The sequence below is a fragment of the Scandinavium sp. genome, assembly GCF_036271055.1.
In the GTDB taxonomy this organism is placed as follows: domain Bacteria; phylum Pseudomonadota; class Gammaproteobacteria; order Enterobacterales; family Enterobacteriaceae; genus Scandinavium.
Map to the genome: position 1 here is coordinate 51,833 of NZ_DATBBJ010000055.1, position 17,668 is coordinate 69,500.

Consider the following 17,668-nt stretch of genomic DNA (forward strand, 5'->3'; position numbering starts at 1 on the left):
GCTTCACATCCAAAGGGGTTATCCGCTGAAGATGTGAGAAGCCGTTTGAAATAACAAAGAATTTAACTGAAAGAGCTTTGCCGCCATTTGGCAAAGCCCGTGGTATCAGAGTTTTGGCGTGCGGCGCAGGGTATAAAGCGCATCCGCGACGAACACCGCCAGCGCGACCCAGATAAACGCGAAGGTCACCATTTTATCCGCGCCCGGCGTTTCACCGTAGAACACGACAGCGAGGATAAACATCAGCGTCGGGCCGATGTACTGGAAGAAGCCCAGCGTTGAAAGGCGCAATCGGGTAGCCGCTCCAGTGAAGCACAGCAAAGGAATGGTCGTGACCACGCCCGCTGCCATCAGCAGCAGATCCAGCGACCATGAGTTTTGCCCCATATGGCTGGTGGCGCTGTCGGCGATACCGAACAGATAAATCGCTGCGATCGGCAGCAACCACAGCGTTTCCACTAACATGCCGGTTTGCGCGTCGACAGCGATTTTCTTACGCACCAGGCCGTAGAACGCAAAACTGAACGCCAACCCTAACGCAATGATGGGCAGCGAACCGAACGTCCAGAGCTGAACCAGTACGCCACAAGCCGCGAGGAATACCGCGAACCACTGCATCCGACGGAAGCGCTCGCCGAGGAAGATCATCCCCAACACAATATTCACCAGCGGGTTGATGAAGTAGCCGAGACTCGCTTCCAGCATATGCTGGTTATTCACCGCCCAAATGAACAGCAGCCAGTTGCCGCCAATCAGCACCGCAGAGAGCGCCAACAGGAAGATCTTTTTCGGTGTCTGGCACAGCCGTTTAATGCCATCCCACTGACGGCTGACGGTGATCAGCGCCACCATAAAGAAGAACGACCAGATAATACGGTGAGTGAGAATTTCGTCGGCAGGTACGTAGTGAATCAGCTTGAAGTACGCTGGTGCCACGCCCCAAATAAAATAAGCGACAAGGGCGAGTAGCACCCCTTGCCGCGTTTGTTTCGCATCCATGGGAAAATCCGTTACATAAAAGTAAAGGGATGTTACCCGATTTTACTGCTTCAACCCACCATATAAGTGGCGGTTGCGCTGGCGATATAGACCTGCTCTTCGTTATGCAATTCCACCCGCGCGACGGCGACTTTATTCCCTGCTCGCAGCAGACTGCTGGTGGCGGTAAAGCGGTTGCCGCGTCCGGGGCGCAGATAATCGACGCGCAAATCGATGGTGCCCATTCGTGATAAACGCTGACGTAATTCATCTTCGTTGATGGTGTCGTGACGGGTAAGCGTACTGCCCACGCAGACCAGGCCTGCGGCGACATCCAGCGCTGAGGCAATCACCCCGCCATGCAGGATGCTTTGCGCCCAGTTGCCGACCATCATCGGCTGGTTGTTAAAACTCAGTTGAGCAAAAGATTTCTCGTAGCGTTCCAGCTCAAGACCCAGCGCACGGTTAAACGGCATGTGATACACAAAAATATCGCCGACCAGTTTCAGCGCGGCTTCGGCGGTCAATTCTGCTGACATAGCACCTGTCCATTGGTAAATGAAATGTTGATTTTATGCCGATGGAATGTTGATTTCTACTTTCAGAACCGATAACCGCGCAAGAAATGGATAAGTATGTAAAATGAGCCACGACTCATTATCTAATAATAAATTTTCTCAGGAGAACTCCCAATGCGAACCAGGCTGGGTTGGTTACTGGCAGTAGCAGGGCTGCCACTTTCCGTTTATGCGCAGGAAGCGACAATTAAAGACGTACATGATGCGCCCGCCGTGCGTGGCAGCATCATCGCTAATATGCTGCAAGAACACGACAATCCTTTTACGCTCTATCCGTACGACAGCAATTATGTGATTTACACCTATACCAGCGACATGAACAAAGAGGCGATCCAGAGTTACAACTGGGCCGACAATGCGCGCAAGGATGAGGTGAAATTTCAACTGAGTTTAGCGTTCCCGCTGTGGCGCGGTATTTTGGGCGATAACTCGGTGTTGGGCGCGTCTTATACCCAGAAGTCCTGGTGGCAGCTCTCTAACACTTCTGAGTCTGCGCCGTTCCGTGAAACCAACTACGAGCCGCAGTTGTTCCTCGGTTTTGCCACCGATTATCAGTTTGCTGGCTGGACGCTGCGTGATGTCGAGTTTGGCTTTAACCACGATTCTAACGGGCGTTCCGATCCCACTTCCCGTAGCTGGAACCGTCTTTACACGCGTCTGATGGCGCAACACGGTAACTGGCAGGTAGAAGTGAAACCGTGGTATGTGGTGGGCGATACCGATGACAACCCGGACATCACCAAGTACATGGGCTATTACCAGCTCAAAGTGGGTTACCACCTGGGCGATGCCGTGTTAAGCGTCAAAGGCCAGTACAACTGGAATACAGGCTACGGCGGCGCAGAGCTGGGTCTGAGCTATCCGATGACCAAACATGTGCGGATTTATACCCAACTGTACAGTGGTTACGGCGAGTCGCTGATCGATTACAACTACAACCAGACGCGAGTCGGCGTAGGTGTAATGCTCAACGATCTGTTTTAAACGTTGCACTCTTGCTCTCAGGCGCTGAAAATAGCGCCTGTTTTAATTTCAGGATTGGGGTGAGTGTGGCGCAGGCGGAAGTGATCAATCAGGTAACGCTGGCAAAACAGGTTTTACAGGAAACCTTTGGCTACCAGCAGTTCCGCCCGGGTCAGGAAACCATCATCGAGACGGCGCTCGCAGGGCGAGACTGTCTGGTGGTGATGCCGACCGGCGGTGGGAAATCCCTGTGCTATCAGGTTCCCGCGCTGGTGCTCGACGGCCTGACGGTTGTCGTCTCTCCGCTGATCTCACTGATGAAAGATCAGGTCGACCAACTGCTCGCCAACGGCGTGTCTGCGGCCTGTCTGAACTCCACGCAAAGTCGCGAACAGCAACAGGATGTAATGGCAGGCTGCCGCACGGGCAAAATTCGCCTGCTGTATATCGCCCCTGAACGCCTGATGCTCGACAACTTCCTCGACAATCTCAGCCACTGGAATCCGGTGATGCTGGCGGTCGACGAAGCGCACTGTATTTCCCAATGGGGTCACGATTTCCGCCCGGAATACGCCGCGTTGGGTCAATTGCGTCAGCGTTATCCGACGCTGCCGTTTATGGCGCTGACCGCCACCGCCGATGACACTACCCGCAGTGATATTGTGCGCCTGCTGGGTCTTAACGATCCGCTGATCCAGATCAGCAGTTTCGACCGCCCGAATATTCGTTACATGCTGATGGAGAAGTTCAAACCGCTCGATCAGTTGATGCGATACGTGCAGGAACAGCGCGGCAAATCCGGCATTATTTACTGTAACAGCCGCGCGAAAGTGGAAGACACCGCCGCGCGTCTGCAAAGCCGTGGCATCAGCGCGGGCGCGTATCACGCCGGACTGGAACATAACGTGCGCGCCGATGTGCAGGAACGCTTCCAGCGTGATGACCTGCAAATCGTGGTGGCGACGGTCGCCTTCGGGATGGGCATCAACAAACCCAACGTACGCTTCGTGGTGCATTTCGACATTCCACGCAACATCGAATCCTACTATCAGGAAACGGGCCGTGCCGGGCGTGACGGGCTACCTGCCGAAGCGATGTTGTTTTACGATCCGGCGGATATGGCATGGTTGCGCCGCTGTCTGGAGGAAAAACCGCAAGGTCAGTTGCTGGACATCGAACGTCATAAGCTCAACGCGATGGGCGCGTTTGCCGAAGCGCAAACCTGTCGTCGTCTGGTGTTGCTGAACTATTTTGGCGAAGGGCGCCAGGAGCCGTGCGGCAACTGCGATGTTTGCCTCGACCCGCCGAAGCAGTACGACGGCGTGAACGATGCACAGATTGCGCTCTCAACCATTGGTCGCGTCAATCAACGTTTTGGCATGGGCTACGTGGTGGAAGTGCTGCGCGGTGCCAATAATCAGCGCATTCGCGAAATGGGCCACGATAAGCTCAAAGTGTACGGGATGGGCCGCGACAAGAGCCACGAACACTGGGTGAGTGTTATCCGCCAGCTCATTCACCTCGGTTTTGCTACGCAGAATATCGCTATGCATTCGGCTTTACAGCTTACTGCGGCTGCGCGTCCTGTCCTGCGTGCTGAAATTCCCTTGCAGCTCGCAGTGCCACGCGTACAAGCGCTCAAACCGCGTGTGGCGCAGAAATCCTACGGCGGCAATTACGACCGCAAGCTGTTCGCCAAACTGCGCAAGCTGCGTAAAGTCATCGCCGATGAAGAAAACATCCCACCTTACGTGGTGTTTAACGACGCCACGCTGATTGAAATGGCCGAACAAATGCCAACGTCGCCGGGTGAAATGCTCAGTGTGAACGGCGTCGGAGTGCGTAAGCTGGAGCGTTTTGGTCAGGAGTTTCTGGCACTTATCCGTTCTCACGTCGACGGGGATGATGAGGAGTAGTCATCCGGGCGAAAAAGTGCCAGGATAACTATTCACTGAATCAATACTCTCCGCGAGTTTCCTATGCTGATGTTATTTCTCACCGTGGCGATGGTGCATTTAATTGCGCTGATGAGCCCCGGCCCGGACTTTTTCTTTGTGTCGCAAACGGCCGTCAGTCGCTCCCGTAAAGAAGCGATGATGGGCGTACTCGGCATTACCGCAGGTGTGATGGTATGGGCGGGCGTGGCGTTGCTCGGCCTGCATCTGCTGATCGCAAAAATGGCCTGGCTGCACAACATCATCATGGTCGGCGGCGGTTTGTATCTGTGCTGGATGGGGTATCAGATGCTGCGCGGCGCACTCAAAAAGAGTGAAGCCCCCGTTGAAACGCCGGAAGTCGAACTGGCGCAGGGCGGAAAAAGTTTCCTCAAAGGCCTGCTGACCAACCTTGCCAACCCGAAAGCGATTATCTATTTCGGCTCGGTGTTCTCACTGTTCGTCGGAGATGACATCGGCGGTGCAGAGCGCTGGGGCATCTTTGTGCTGATTGTTGTCGAAACTTTCGCGTGGTTTACCGTGGTCGCGAGTCTGTTCGCGTTGCCGACCATGCGCCGTGGCTATCAGCGCATGGCCAAATGGATTGACGGCGTAGCCGGTACGCTGTTTGCCGGATTTGGCATTCACCTGATTATCTCCCGCTAATCATGCATGGCGCGCTGACACAAGCAGTGCGCCCACCAGCATAAATAACGATCCAAAAATCTTATTCAGGGCCTTCATCTGACGAGGGCCTTTGATCCACCCGGCAATTCTCGTTGCCAGCGTCGCATAGCCAATCATCACGATGATATCCACTACAATGGTCGTCACGCCGAGCACCACATACTGCATCACCTGTGGTTGATGCGGCACGATAAACTGCGGGAACAGCGCGGCCAGAAACACGATGCTTTTCGGGTTGGTCAGATTCACAAACACCGCGCGTTTAAACAAATGCCCGCGAGTCTGCACTTTTGCCACCGCATTGAGATCAATAGCGCCTGCGGCTCGCCATTGCTGAATGCCAAGCCAGATAAGATAGGCGACACCGGCCCATTTCAATATCTCGAACGCCAGCACCGAACGGGAAAACAGTGTGCCTAAGCCTACGCCGACTAACACGATATGAATGCCAAGCCCGGTTTGCAGCCCGGCAATCGACGCCGCTGCGCCACGATACCCGTGATTGATGGCCGTGGTCATGGTGTTGATAGCCCCGGAGCCCGGGGAAAGGCTTAAGATAATGGACGTTAGCAGATAGGCGAACCACCATTCAAAGGTCACGAGAGACTCCCTGGTTGATTGTTTTTATGCCACAATACCTCATTGCACAGGTGTTGTAAGTTACGCCATTCAAAATATGATCTTCCGCGTTAGCAGGGGGCAGATAGCCGATGTTTCGGCAGGAAATGGACTGGAAAACCAGAGAAAACGCGTTTGCCGCTTTCACGATGGGGCCGCTGAATAATTTTTGGCGACAACGTGAAGAAGCCGAATTTACAGGCGTGGACAATGTTCCGGTACGCTTTGTTCGCTTTCGTGCCAAAAAGCACGATCGGGTGATTGTCGTCTGTCCGGGCCGTATCGAAAGCTACGTGAAGTATGCGGAGCTGGCCTACGATCTGTTCTACAGCGGATTCGACGTGCTGATTATCGATCATCGTGGTCAGGGGTTATCCGGGCGAATGCTCGACGACAGCCATCGCGGACATGTGGTGAATTTCAGTGATTATGTCGATGATCTGACCGCCTTCTGGCAACAGGAAGTGGCACCGGGGCCGTGGCGTAAGCGCTACATTCTGGGGCATTCAATGGGTGGTGCCATCTCCACGCTGTTTGCGCAGCGAAACCCTGGGCAGTGCGATGCACTCGCGCTTTGTGCGCCAATGTTCGGTATTATCATGCGTCTGCCTGACTGGATGGTGCGGCCTATTCTTGATTTCGCTGAGGGCCATCAGCGCATCAGAGAAAGCTATGCCATGGGCACCGGGCGCTGGCACGCATTACCGTTCAGCCTCAACATCCTGACTCACAGCCGTGAACGTTATCGGCGTAACCTCGGGTTCTATGCCGACAATCCTTATATTCGCGTCGGCGGGCCAACGTACCATTGGGTGCGGGAAGGGATACTTGCCGGAGAAGAAATATTGGCCGGTGCGGCGAACGACAACACCCCAACGCTGCTGATTCAGGCCGAAGAAGAAAAGGTCGTGGATAACCGAATGCACGATCGTTATTGTGAACGCCGCGCCGCAGCGGGAAAACCTTGTGAAGGTGACCGCCCGCTTGTCATACAAGGTGCTTATCATGAGATCCTTTTCGAAAAGGACGATATGCGCTCAGTCGCGCTCAAGACCCTCGTCGAGTTTTTTGATCGACATAATTAATCCGGCGCTCATGCCGCTCTTACCAGAGGTTTAATTCGTTTATGTACCAGGTTGTTGCGTCTGATTTAGATGGTACGCTGCTCAATCCCGACCATCGTCTTTCCCCCTACACCAAAGAAACGCTGACCCTTCTCACTGAGAAAGGTGTGAACTTCGTTTTTGCAACGGGTCGCCACCATATTGACGTTGGACAGATCCGTGATGGCCTGGGTATCAAGGCTTTCATGATCACCTCTAACGGTGCACGCGTGCACGATACCGACGGTAATCTGGTGTTTGCCCACAACCTCGACAGCGATATCGCGTCTGACTTATTTGGTGTGGTGAACAACAACCCGGATATCGTCACCAACGTGTATCGCAACGACGAATGGTTCATGAACCGTCACCGTCCGGAAGAGATGCGTTTCTTTAAAGAAGCTACCTTCAACTACGAGCTGTATGAACCGGGCCTGCTGGAAGCGGAAGGCGTGAGCAAAGTGTTCTTCTCCTCACCAAACCACGAAGTGCTGCTGCCGCTGGAACAGGCGATCAACGCGCGCTGGGGCGATCGGGTCAACGTGAGTTTCTCGACCCTGACTTGTCTGGAAGTGATGGCGGGCGGTGTATCGAAAGGGCATGCGCTGGAAGCTGTGGCGAAAATGATGGGTTACGGTCTGCCGGATTGCATCGCCTTCGGCGATGGCATGAACGACGCCGAAATGCTCTCCATGGCAGGCAAAGGCTGCATCATGGAAAACGCGCATCAGCGCCTGAAAGATTTGCATCCTGAACTGGAAGTGATTGGCACCAACGCGGACGACGCCGTGCCTCATTATCTGCGCCGACTGTATCTCAATCAGCCGTAGCGTAGCGTGATTCGCTCCACTCAATAAAAGCCCTACTCGTTAGGGCTTTGCTGTATAGCCAGCCCTGAGCGTACTTCACGCCATGTGACTTCAGCCATGTGGCCTGCGCCTGTGTTTCTACCCCCTCCGCCAGTGGCTCCAGCGACAATGACTGAGCCAGGGCGATCACCTGTGGCAGTAAGCTCTTGCCAGGGACCGGATCAACCAGTGTTTTGTCGATTTTCAGCATGTCGAATTTCAGCGCCTGCAGATAGTTCAGATTGGCGTAACCGCTGCCAAAATCATCCAGATAGATGGCATGACCTGCCTTGCGATAGCACTCGACCATCGGGGCAATCGCTTCGGGATCGATCATGCTGCTTTCGGTGATTTCCAGAACGATTTGCTGCGAGCGGACGCCATAGTCACTGCACAGCGCGGTGAGATGGAACAGCAGGTCGGTGGATTGCAGGTCGTCGGGCTCGATATTGATCGACACGTACTGACGCGGATTCTGGCGTAACCAGTCGCCTAAATCGCTAAGCACTTGTTCAATGACCCATTTCGTCATGCGGGTCAATAAATGGGTTTCACGTGCAAAGGGAATAAAACTGTCCGGCGGCAGCAGTTTTCCATCCGGCTGTGGCCAGCGGATCAGTGCTTCTGCGCCCACAACACAACCACTCTCCAGCTGCACAATGGGTTGATACCACATTTCAAGCTGCTGAGAATGAATGGCCTTTTTCAACCGGGCGCGCGAGGCGTTCAGTTGGCAAAGTAAAGCCGGAATAAAACTGTTGTCGGACACGGACTCCATCCTGAAAGCGCTCCTGATGGGGGAAGGGGACCAGTATTCCTCGAAATTAGCGGTTTAACTATCAGTAATGGCCTAATTCGGGCAAGGAAAACGCTTGCTTAGAACATGATTGATTTATCTTTGACCAGTTGTCAACTGAATACTCCGCTACAATGAGCGCTTGTTATCCTGAGAGAGCCTCATCGTGCCGTTATTGATCATTACCACTGTTCTGTGGGCGTTTTCCTTTAGCCTGATTGGCGAATACCTGGCCGGGAGCGTCGACAGCTATTTTTCCGTGCTGATGCGCGTGGGGCTGGCTGCGCTGGTTTTCCTGCCGTTTCTGCGAGCGCGCGGGCAATCCGCTCGAGTGCTACTGATGTACATGCTGGTGGGCGCGATGCAGCTCGGTATCATGTATCTGCTCGCGTTCCGTGCCTATCTGTACCTGACCGTCTCTGAATTCCTGCTGTTCACGGTGCTCACGCCGCTGTATATCACGCTGATTTATGACCTGATGAGCAAACGCAGATTACGTTGGGGCTATTTGCTGAGCGCCATGCTGGCAGTGGTGGGCGCGGCGATCATTCGTTATGACCACGTCAGCCCGCATTTCTGGACCGGCTTGTTATTGGTGCAACTGTCGAATATCAGCTTTGCTCTCGGCATGGTGGGCTACAAGCGCTTGATGGAAATTCACCCGATGCCGCAGCATAACGCCTTCGCGTGGTTTTATCTGGGGGCGTGTATTGTCGCGGTCGTCGCGTGGTTCATGCTTGGCAATCCGCAAAAACTGCCCACGACGACGCTGCAATGGGGCATTTTGGTGTGGCTCGGTGTGGTGGCGTCTGGTCTCGGTTACTTCATGTGGAACTACGGCGCCACACAGGTGGACGCCGGGACGCTTGGGATCATGAACAATATGCATGTGCCTGCCGGGCTTTTGGTGAATCTCGCCATCTGGCAACAGCAGCCCCACTGGCCGAGTTTTATCATAGGTGCGTTGGTAATTGTGGCTTCGCTGTGGGTCCATCGCCATTGGGTCGCTCCGCGCTCCGCACAAACGGCAGATGATCGCAGGCGTGATTCCGCGCTGAACGAATAAACGCTTCTGTTACCGGCTGACGCTGCTCGCCATCGCGCACGGCGGCGTACAGCCGACTCCACAAGCCTTCACCCAGGGTTTTAGTCACTACCAGACCCTGGCGCTCAAAACTCTCCACCACCCAGTGCGGCAGGGCGGCAATGCCCATTCGCGCCGCCACCATCTGAATCAACAGCAATGTGTTATCCACGCTTTTTAACGATGGGCTAACGCCAGCCGGTTGCAGGAAGTGACGCCAGATATCCAGCCGTTGACGCTGCACCGGGTAAATCAGCAGTGATTCAGTGGCGAGATCTTCTGGCGTAATACGTGCTTTCGCCGCCAGCGGATGTTCCGGGGCCATCACCAGACGCACTTCATAATCAAACATCGGCGAATAATGCAGACCGCTGCGCGGCAGAATGTCCGAGGTCAGCACGATATCCAGCTCGCCTTGCTGTAAAGCAGGCTGCGGGTCGAACGTCACGCCGGATTTGAAATCCATCTCCACCTGCGGCCAGCCCGCACGGAAGTTCTCCAGCGCAGGCGTCAGCCACTGAATACAGCTATGGCACTCAATGGCGATACGAAGTGTGGTTTGCTGCGGCTCATTGCAGGCTTGTAGCGCACGACTAATCTGCGGCAGAACCTGATTGGCCAACTGCAACAGGATTTCGCCCTGCGGCGTAAAGCGCAGCGGCTGACTTTTACGCACAAACAAGCGGAAGCCAAGGCGCTGTTCCAGATCGCTGAACTGGTGAGAAAGCGCGGATTGCGTCTGGTGCAGCATCGCCGCCGCTGCTGCAAGCGATCCGCTGTTCCGCAACGCTTGCAGCGTTTTCAGGTGTTTAATCTCGATCATGAAAGTCCTTCACTTCGGCATGAAAATGTTGCGCTTGTGAAATACACACTACCTGTCAATTATGGATGTGTAAACATCTGGACGGCTAAATCCTTTATCTTTCGAATTCATGGTGCGTTGGCAGCGCTTGCTTACCCCGGTCACTTACTCAAGTAAGCTCCCGGGGATAAGCCATCTTGCCGCCTGCCCTGAATCCGAAATCTTTCGGATTACATCATTAAGAGGCGACAATATGACGATTAAGAACCACACCCTCGGATTTCCCCGCGTTGGCCTGCGCCGCGAGCTGAAAAAAGCACAGGAAAGCTACTGGGCGGGTAACATCACCCGTGAAGAACTGCTGAATGTGGGCCGCGAGCTGCGTTCCCGTCACTGGCAACAGCAGAAAGACGCTGGCGTAGATTTACTCCCGGTCGGCGATTTCGCCTGGTACGACCATGTTCTGACCACCAGCCTGCTGCTGGGCAACGTGCCGGCTCGTCATCAGAACAAAGACGGTTCAGTTGATATCGACACCCTGTTCCGTCTTGGTCGCGGTCGTGCCCCAACCGGCGAACCGGCAGCAGCGGCGGAAATGACCAAATGGTTTAACACCAACTATCACTACATGGTGCCGGAGTTTAGCCAGGGCCAGCAGTTCAAACTGACCTGGACACAGTTGCTGGATGAAGTCGATGAAGCGCTGGCGCTGGGTCATAAAGTAAAACCCGTCCTGCTCGGCCCGGTCACTTATCTGTGGCTAGGTAAAGTAAAAGGTGAACAGTTTGACCGCCTGAGTCTGCTGAAAGATATTCTCCCGGTTTACCAGCAGGTGCTGGCAGAGTTGGCAAAACGCGGCGTGGAGTGGGTTCAAATCGACGAACCGATTCTGGTGCTTGAACTGCCTCGTCCATGGCTCGAGGCTTTCCAGCCAGCCTATGACGCGCTGCAAGGTCAGACGAAACTACTGCTGACCACCTATTTCGAAGGCGTCACCCCGAACCTCGACACCATCACGTCACTGCCAGTGCAGGGGCTGCATGTCGATTTGGTACACGGTAAAGATGAGGTCGCCGAACTGCATCAACGCCTGCCTGCCGACTGGCTGTTGTCCGCCGGTCTGGTCAATGGTCGTAATGTCTGGCGTGCCGATCTCACTGAGAAATACGCACAAATTAAGGACATCGTGGGCAAACGTGATCTGTGGGTGGCTTCGTCATGTTCGCTGCTGCACAGCCCAATCGATCTGAGTGTTGAAACCCGTCTCGATGCCGAAGTGAAAAGCTGGTTTGCCTTCGCGCTGCAAAAATGTCAGGAACTGGCGCTGCTGCGCGATGCGCTGAACAGCGGCGACACGGCCGCCATCACTGAATGGAGCGCTCCGATTCAGGCGCGTCGTCATTCAACGCGTGTACACAATGCGGCGGTGGAAAAACGCCTGGCGGCGATCACCGCGCAGGACAGCCAGCGCGCCCGTCCTTACGCCGAGCGTGCCGAAGCTCAGCGCACCCGTTTTAATCTGCCAGCCTGGCCGACCACGACGATTGGTTCATTCCCGCAGACCACCGAAATTCGCGGCCTGCGTCTGGACTTCAAAAAAGGCGCGCTGGACGCGAATAACTACCGCACCGGTATCGCCGAGCACATCAAACAGGCGATCGTAGAGCAGGAACGTTTGGGACTGGATGTGCTGGTACACGGCGAAGCCGAGCGTAACGACATGGTGGAATATTTTGGCGAGCATCTGGATGGCTTCGTCTTCACCCAAAACGGTTGGGTGCAGAGCTACGGCTCCCGCTGCGTGAAACCACCGGTCGTGATCGGCGACATCAGCCGCCCGGAAGCGATCACCGTGGAATGGGCGAAATACGCGCAGTCTCTGACCGACAAACCGGTGAAAGGGATGCTGACCGGCCCGGTGACGATCCTTTGCTGGTCGTTCCCGCGTGAAGATGTGACCCGTGAAACCATCGCCAAACAGATTGCGCTGGCGCTGCGGGATGAAGTCGCGGATCTGGAAGCGGCGGGTATCGGCATCATCCAGATTGACGAACCGGCGCTGCGCGAAGGGTTGCCGCTGCGTCAGAGTGACTGGGAAGCATACCTGGCGTGGGGCGTTGAAGCCTTCCGCATCAACGCCGCGGTGGCGCAAGATGAAACGCAGATCCACACCCACATGTGTTATTGCGAGTTCAACGACATCATGGATTCCATCGCTGCGCTGGACGCTGACGTTATCACCATCGAAACCTCGCGGTCAGACATGGAGCTGCTGGAGTCGTTCGAAGAGTTCGAATACCCGAACGAAATCGGCCCAGGCGTGTACGACATTCACTCCCCGAACGTGCCAAGCGTGGAATGGATTGAAGCGCTGCTGCAAAAAGCCGCCCAGCGTATTCCAGCAGAACGCCTGTGGGTGAACCCAGACTGCGGCCTAAAAACCCGCGGTTGGCCAGAAACCCGCGCCGCGCTGGCGAACATGGTGAAGGCGGCGCAGAATTTGCGTCAGGCTTAAGGAGCTGTTGCCCGGCGGCACTGCGTTTGCCGGGTCTACCTTTTCGTTGGTGCTGAAGTAGCGTAGGCCCGGTAAGGCGCAAGCCGCCACCGGGCTTTTTCTTATGGATGTCTGTAATTTGGCAGGTGATTATTGCTATTAAGTTGGGGAGATAGTTAAGTTCTGAGTATTGTTCCGTTCACTATTAGATCAATTTCTCCCTAAAGTTTTTCAGCTCGTGAACGGGATAAGGGAGCCTCTCGCGGCTCCCTTATCAATCCCTGCGACCCCGCGAATGAAACCGGTGCTTCGCACTTCCCTCCCTGCCGACCGGCTGCCTAAGGTCGGCTCGACTCGACGTCCCTGGCTCATTTCGCCTCAGTCCGCCATCCATGGCGGCCTGACCTTGTCATCCGGTCGCCAGCTCGGCGGTTTCAGCGGGGAACAACACCGGAGCCTGGATGAGCAAAAGCGCAAATCCTCGAACGTGCTCGCAAAAGCGAAAGCAACTTCGCTGCAACGCGGAAAACCGCTTTCTTTATAACCATGAAATTCATAAGGTGATGGCGTTGCGGTCAATCCCGCAGCCGGGCGTAGGAACCCGTGTTGAATACGAGATGGCGCATTTTTATGTGTCAGGCCGACGTACATCACAGTAAACTCTATGGTGTCGCTGGCGGGGCAACCGAAAGGTTGGCCGGTTTCTTGTGTTCCCGGTATTTCCTACCCCCGTCAGCGTCACCACCTGTGAGTGTAGGAACTCCGGTGGTGGCTCCTTAAATCAAAAACACAAGAGCTGCCTTATGACGACGACTATTCAGACCTGCTCAGAAAATTTTAAACATCAAATACAAGACGTCCTCGATGTCCCGCTGCCCGGATCGGCCGATCTTTTTACCGCTCTCGATCAATGTGCAGCGTTTGTCTGCGTCATGGTGGAATGTCAGGATGAGTATTATCGCCTGGCGTTATGCGGACGACTGGCGCATGCCTTAACCGTATTGCGTCAGCGCTGCGCTGAAGATTTGCCTGAAAACCTGGTCAGCCAATTAACGACGGAAACGGTGCCTGTGACTGACGTGCCGGACTTCTGGCACGATACGGAAATGCTGCTGGATTATGCTGATGCGCTGACACTGGCGCTGTCCGGGAAGACGCTGCTGGACAGAAACAGTCAGGATCTGGTGGGATTACTGCACGATCTGATTTACTTGCTAGTCGACCAACTCAAAACGCCGTTTATCACGCATGCCTGAGCTTAGGTGCCACGCCCGGCGGAATGGCCGGGCGGCCTGTAAAAGTCTTACCCCTTCTTCCCGCCGTACTGCGTAAACCACGCCAGCATTCTTTGCCAGCCGTCTTTGGCGGACTCTTCGTGATAGCTTGGGCGGTAATCGGCGTTAAATGCGTGTCCTGCTTCCGGGTAGACGATAATTTCCGCTTTGGCGTTCGCCGCCCGTAGCGCCTGGCGCATCGTTTCCACGCTCTCAAGCGGGATACTGGTATCCTGGCCGCCATACAGACCCAGCACGGGAGCGGTGAGATCGGTTGCGACATCCACCGGATGTTTTGGCGAATTCAGCGACTTGTCGCCAACCAGTTTGCCGTACCACGCCACAGCCGCTTTTAATTGTGGATTGTGCGCCGCGTACAGCCAGGCAATACGTCCGCCCCAACAGAAACCGGTGACCAGTAGACGGTTGGCGTCGCCGCCGTTGCGCGAGGCCCAACTGGCGACGTGATCGAGATCCGCCAGCACTTGTGCGTCCGGCACTTTCGACACCAGGCCGCTGAACAGTGTCGGGATGTCGGCAAAATCGTTAGGGTCGCCCTGACGGAAATACAGCTCCGGCGCAATCGCCAGATAACCTTCACCTGCCAGACGACGACAAATATCGCGAATATGCTCATGCACGCCAAAGATTTCCTGCACCACAATCACCACCGGCAAAGGGCCGTCGGTATTTTTTGGGCGGGCGTGAAACGCAGGCATGTTTTCGCCCTGCGAAGGAATCGATGTTTCACCCGCGATGATGGCATCTTCAGGTGTCAGAATCGGGGTTGATGCGTGAGGTGCAGCAGCCGGTGCAAAACCGGGTTGTTTGTCAGTCATGGCATTCTCCGTACCCATTAGCGCAAAAATAACTATAGTCCGCAGGTTAACAATTCACAGTGCCAGAAAACGGCTATCTTATGTGCAGTGGTTATCGTTATCGCTTGTTAATGTGATGTAAATCACTTTTTATAAGAAATTCAATGCAAACATTTTCTCCCAAAGTGATGGCTGTCACGAAAATGTGTCTGCAGCTTCGGTAAAGTGCGTTTTTGCTTCTGCTGACAACTCGACCCAGAGAGGAGTTTTTTATGTCTAAGTCTGATGTTTTTCATCTCGGCCTCACCAAAAATGATTTACAAGGGGCAACGCTCGCTATCGTCCCGGGCGATCCAGAGCGTGTGGAAAAGATCGCCGCGCTGATGGACAAGCCGGTTAAGCTGGCATCGCATCGTGAATTCACCTCCTGGCGTGCAGAGCTGGATGGCAAACCGGTTATCGTGTGTTCCACCGGTATCGGCGGCCCATCAACTTCTATTGCTGTCGAAGAGTTGGCACAACTGGGCATTCGCACTTTCCTGCGTGTCGGCACCACAGGCGCGATCCAACCGAATATTAATGTCGGTGATGTGCTGGTGACCACTGCGTCCGTACGACTTGACGGCGCAAGCCTGCATTTCGCGCCGATGGAATACCCGGCAGTGGCTGACTTCGCATGTACCACTGCGCTGGTTGAAGCCGCGAAATCCGTAGGTGCGACCACGCATATCGGCGTGACCGCCTCTTCCGACACCTTCTACCCAGGCCAGGAGCGTTACGACACCTTCTCCGGCCGTGTGGTGAACCGCTACAAAGGCTCAATGGAAGAGTGGCAGTCGATGGGCGTGATGAACTATGAAATGGAATCCGCAACGCTGCTGACCATGTGTTCCAGCCAGGGTCTGCGCGCCGGGATGGTGGCGGGCGTAATCGTCAACCGCACCCAGCAAGAAATTCCGAACGCGGAAACCATGAAGAAAACCGAAAGCCACGCGGTGAAAATTGTGGTCGAAGCGGCTCGCCGCTTGCTGTAATCCTCTTTATCTCTGATAAGGCCGACGCGTTCGGCCTTTTCTTTTTTGCGTGCATCCTCGCAGGAAAGACCTTTCCAACTGGACGTTTATACAGCACAATTCTATGTTGTGCCGGTAAGTCGTTGACGCAGGGGGAGCGGTGGACATTTCAATTATTATAAGCGCAGTGGCAGCACTGATTGTCGGGGCGGCGTTTGGCTGGCTCGCCACTAAATCGCATGCCGACCGGTTACGTGCCGATTTCATTGAAGAACGGCATGAGCTCGACATCGAATTCAGCGCCACGAAACAGCAGCTCATGCAGCATGCCCACTGGCGCGACGAATGCGAACTCCTCAATAACGAATTGCGCAGCCTGCGGGAAATCAACACTTCGCTGGAGGCCGATCTGCGTGAAGTCACCACCCGCCTCGAGTCCACACAGTTGCACGCCGAAGACAAAATTCGCCAGATGGTGAGCAGCGAACAGCGCCTCAGTGAGCAGTTTGAAAACCTCGCCAATCGAATTTTTGAGCACAGTAATCGCCGGGTAGACGAACAGAACCGCCAGAGCCTGCATGGCTTGCTGACCCCGTTGCGCGAACAGCTTGACGGTTTTCGTCGTCAGGTGCAGGACAGCTTTGGCAAAGAGGCGCAGGAGCGTCACACGCTGGCTCATGAAATTCGGAATCTGCAGCAGCTGAATGCGCAAATGACTCAGGAAGCGGTCAACCTGACCAAAGCACTGAAAGGCGATAACAAAACGCAGGGAAACTGGGGCGAGGTGGTGCTTACGCGCGTGCTGGAAGCTTCTGGCCTGCGTGAAGGCCACGAATACCAGACGCAGGTTAGTATTGAAACCGATACCCGCGCGCGGATGCAGCCCGATGTGATTGTACGTTTGCCTCAGGACAAAGATGTGGTGATTGATGCCAAAATGACTCTCGTCGCGTATGAGCGTTATTTCAATGCCGAAGACGACTACATTCGTGAAGCTGCGTTGCAGGAACATATCGCCTCGGTGCGTAATCACATTCGTCTGTTGGGGCGCAAAGATTATCAGCAGTTACCGGGCCTGCGTTCGCTCGATTATGTGCTGATGTTTATCCCGGTAGAGCCCGCGTTCTTACTGGCGATTGACCGCCAGCCCGAGCTCATCACCGAGGCGTTGAAAAACAACATTATGCTGGTGAGCCCGACCACGCTGCTGGTGGCGCTGCGTACTATCGCCAACCTCTGGCGTTATGAGCATCAGAGTCGTAATGCCCAACAGATTGCCGACCGCGCGAGCCGCTTGTACGACAAAATGCGGCTGTTTGTCGATGATATGTCTGCGATTGGGCAAGGTTTAGATAAAGCCCAGGATAACTACCGCCAGGCGATGAAAAAACTCACTTCCGGGCGGGGGAACCTGCTGGCGCAGGCAGAATCCTTCCGTGGTTTAGGTGTTGAAGTCAAACGCGAAATCAACCCGGATCTCGTCGAACAGGCGACCGCACAAGAAGAGACCTTGGGTTATAGCGATAACACATTTGATGAAAATGAAGCGCGGTTTTCTGACTCAGACGACCCCGCTGAAACGGAGCCTTCTCGCGTTTCACAGCGCGGTTGAGGCATAGGGGAAACGCGCCCAATCTGTTACACTCCCGGAACATTTTCTTGATAGGCAGACATTGAG

16 protein-coding genes are annotated in these 17,668 nt (G+C 54.8%); 10 read left to right on the plus strand and 6 right to left on the minus strand.

Annotated elements, in window-relative coordinates; genetic code table 11:
- Nucleotides 1-105 precede the first annotated feature (105 nt).
- Both rarD and yigI read right to left on the minus strand, forming a co-directional pair.
- Nucleotides 106-999: an EamA family transporter RarD gene (gene rarD, locus VH187_RS07740; protein WP_329700880.1), complete on the minus strand. Its 894-nt coding sequence runs from the start codon at nucleotides 997-999 to the stop codon at nucleotides 106-108.
- 50 nt (nucleotides 1,000-1,049) lie between these two features.
- Nucleotides 1,050-1,517 (minus strand): acyl-CoA thioesterase YigI, encoded by a 468-nt coding sequence (gene yigI, locus VH187_RS07745; RefSeq protein WP_125353410.1) that lies wholly within the window; start codon nucleotides 1,515-1,517, stop codon nucleotides 1,050-1,052.
- Nucleotides 1,518-1,670: 153 nt separating this feature from the next.
- Between yigI and pldA the strand changes: the two genes are divergently transcribed.
- From pldA to rhtC, 3 genes are all read left to right on the plus strand, one after another.
- Nucleotides 1,671-2,540 (plus strand): phospholipase A, encoded by an 870-nt coding sequence (gene pldA, locus VH187_RS07750; RefSeq protein WP_329700881.1) that lies wholly within the window; start codon nucleotides 1,671-1,673, stop codon nucleotides 2,538-2,540.
- Nucleotides 2,541-2,605: 65 nt separating this feature from the next.
- Entirely contained in the window at nucleotides 2,606-4,435 is a 1,830-nt protein-coding gene (gene recQ / locus VH187_RS07755) for an ATP-dependent DNA helicase RecQ (RefSeq protein ID WP_329700910.1), read from the plus strand.
- Between the two features lie 63 nt (nucleotides 4,436-4,498).
- Complete coding sequence (rhtC, locus tag VH187_RS07760; RefSeq protein ID WP_329700882.1) at nucleotides 4,499-5,119, plus strand: threonine export protein RhtC; 621 nt, start codon at nucleotides 4,499-4,501, stop codon at nucleotides 5,117-5,119.
- Here the strand turns inward: rhtC and rhtB are convergent, their stop codons facing one another.
- Nucleotides 5,120-5,740, minus strand: a complete 621-nt coding sequence (gene rhtB / locus VH187_RS07765) for a homoserine/homoserine lactone efflux protein (protein WP_329700883.1) — start codon at nucleotides 5,738-5,740, stop codon at nucleotides 5,120-5,122. It abuts the gene before it with no gap.
- Between the two features lie 110 nt (nucleotides 5,741-5,850).
- On the opposite strand from rhtB, the gene pldB reads away from it, so the two are divergent.
- Nucleotides 5,851-6,843 carry a lysophospholipase L2 gene (gene pldB, locus VH187_RS07770; RefSeq protein WP_329700884.1) on the plus strand — a complete coding sequence of 331 codons (993 nt, stop codon included), beginning with the start codon at nucleotides 5,851-5,853 and terminating at the stop codon, nucleotides 6,841-6,843.
- 41 nt (nucleotides 6,844-6,884) lie between these two features.
- Nucleotides 6,885-7,691: a sugar/pyridoxal phosphate phosphatase YigL gene (gene yigL, locus VH187_RS07775; RefSeq protein WP_329700885.1), complete on the plus strand. Its 807-nt coding sequence runs from the start codon at nucleotides 6,885-6,887 to the stop codon at nucleotides 7,689-7,691.
- On the opposite strand, the gene VH187_RS07780 is transcribed toward yigL, so the two are convergent.
- A complete protein-coding gene (locus VH187_RS07780) occupies nucleotides 7,678-8,478 on the minus strand; it encodes an EAL domain-containing protein (protein ID WP_329700886.1) in 801 nt (266 codons plus the stop codon). The genes yigL and VH187_RS07780 overlap by 14 nt on opposite strands.
- Nucleotides 8,479-8,671: 193 nt before the next feature.
- Here VH187_RS07780 and VH187_RS07785 point away from each other — a divergent pair, with 193 nt between their 5' ends.
- Nucleotides 8,672-9,571 carry a carboxylate/amino acid/amine transporter gene (locus VH187_RS07785; RefSeq protein WP_329700887.1) on the plus strand — a complete coding sequence of 300 codons (900 nt, stop codon included), beginning with the start codon at nucleotides 8,672-8,674 and terminating at the stop codon, nucleotides 9,569-9,571.
- Here VH187_RS07785 and metR read toward each other — a convergent pair.
- The gene (gene metR, locus VH187_RS07790) at nucleotides 9,459-10,412 is read right to left on the minus strand and encodes an HTH-type transcriptional regulator MetR (RefSeq protein WP_329700888.1); all 954 of its coding nucleotides are present in this window, start codon (nucleotides 10,410-10,412) and stop codon (nucleotides 9,459-9,461) included. The two genes, VH187_RS07785 and metR, sit on opposite strands and share 113 nt — an antisense overlap.
- A 232-nt stretch (nucleotides 10,413-10,644) precedes the next feature.
- Between metR and metE the strand changes: the two genes are divergently transcribed.
- On the plus strand, nucleotides 10,645-12,906 hold the full coding sequence (metE, locus tag VH187_RS07795; protein WP_329700889.1) for a 5-methyltetrahydropteroyltriglutamate--homocysteine S-methyltransferase: 2,262 nt from the start codon (nucleotides 10,645-10,647) through the stop codon (nucleotides 12,904-12,906).
- A gap of 782 nt (nucleotides 12,907-13,688) precedes the next feature.
- A complete protein-coding gene (locus VH187_RS07800) occupies nucleotides 13,689-14,141 on the plus strand; it encodes a hypothetical protein (RefSeq protein WP_329700890.1) in 453 nt (150 codons plus the stop codon).
- Nucleotides 14,142-14,188: 47 nt separating this feature from the next.
- Here VH187_RS07800 and VH187_RS07805 read toward each other — a convergent pair whose 3' ends face one another.
- On the minus strand, nucleotides 14,189-14,998 hold the full coding sequence (locus VH187_RS07805; RefSeq protein WP_329700891.1) for a dienelactone hydrolase family protein: 810 nt from the start codon (nucleotides 14,996-14,998) through the stop codon (nucleotides 14,189-14,191).
- Between the two features lie 251 nt (nucleotides 14,999-15,249).
- Between VH187_RS07805 and udp the strand changes: the two genes are divergently transcribed.
- Nucleotides 15,250-16,011: a uridine phosphorylase gene (gene udp / locus VH187_RS07810; RefSeq protein WP_329700892.1), complete on the plus strand. Its 762-nt coding sequence runs from the start codon at nucleotides 15,250-15,252 to the stop codon at nucleotides 16,009-16,011.
- 139 nt (nucleotides 16,012-16,150) lie between these two features.
- The gene (gene rmuC / locus VH187_RS07815; RefSeq protein ID WP_414713912.1) at nucleotides 16,151-17,602 is read left to right on the plus strand and encodes a DNA recombination protein RmuC; all 1,452 of its coding nucleotides are present in this window, start codon (nucleotides 16,151-16,153) and stop codon (nucleotides 17,600-17,602) included.
- Nucleotides 17,603-17,668 lie beyond the last annotated feature (66 nt).

Excerpts from the sequence above, each read along its gene's own strand:
- rarD (WP_329700880.1), bottom strand. The coding sequence starts at position 999 with ATGGATGCGAAACAAACGCGGCAAGGGGTGCTACTCGCCCTTGTCGCT.
- yigI (WP_125353410.1), bottom strand. The coding sequence starts at position 1,517 with ATGTCAGCAGAATTGACCGCCGAAGCCGCGCTGAAACTGGTCGGCGAT.
- pldA (WP_329700881.1), top strand. The coding sequence starts at position 1,671 with ATGCGAACCAGGCTGGGTTGGTTACTGGCAGTAGCAGGGCTGCCACTT.
- rhtC (WP_329700882.1), top strand. The coding sequence starts at position 4,499 with ATGCTGATGTTATTTCTCACCGTGGCGATGGTGCATTTAATTGCGCTG.
- pldB (WP_329700884.1), top strand. The coding sequence starts at position 5,851 with ATGTTTCGGCAGGAAATGGACTGGAAAACCAGAGAAAACGCGTTTGCC.
- yigL (WP_329700885.1), top strand. The coding sequence starts at position 6,885 with ATGTACCAGGTTGTTGCGTCTGATTTAGATGGTACGCTGCTCAATCCC.
- metR (WP_329700888.1), bottom strand. The coding sequence starts at position 10,412 with ATGATCGAGATTAAACACCTGAAAACGCTGCAAGCGTTGCGGAACAGC.
- metE (WP_329700889.1), top strand. The coding sequence starts at position 10,645 with ATGACGATTAAGAACCACACCCTCGGATTTCCCCGCGTTGGCCTGCGC.
- VH187_RS07800 (WP_329700890.1), top strand. The coding sequence starts at position 13,689 with ATGACGACGACTATTCAGACCTGCTCAGAAAATTTTAAACATCAAATA.
- VH187_RS07805 (WP_329700891.1), bottom strand. The coding sequence starts at position 14,998 with ATGACTGACAAACAACCCGGTTTTGCACCGGCTGCTGCACCTCACGCA.
- udp (WP_329700892.1), top strand. The coding sequence starts at position 15,250 with ATGTCTAAGTCTGATGTTTTTCATCTCGGCCTCACCAAAAATGATTTA.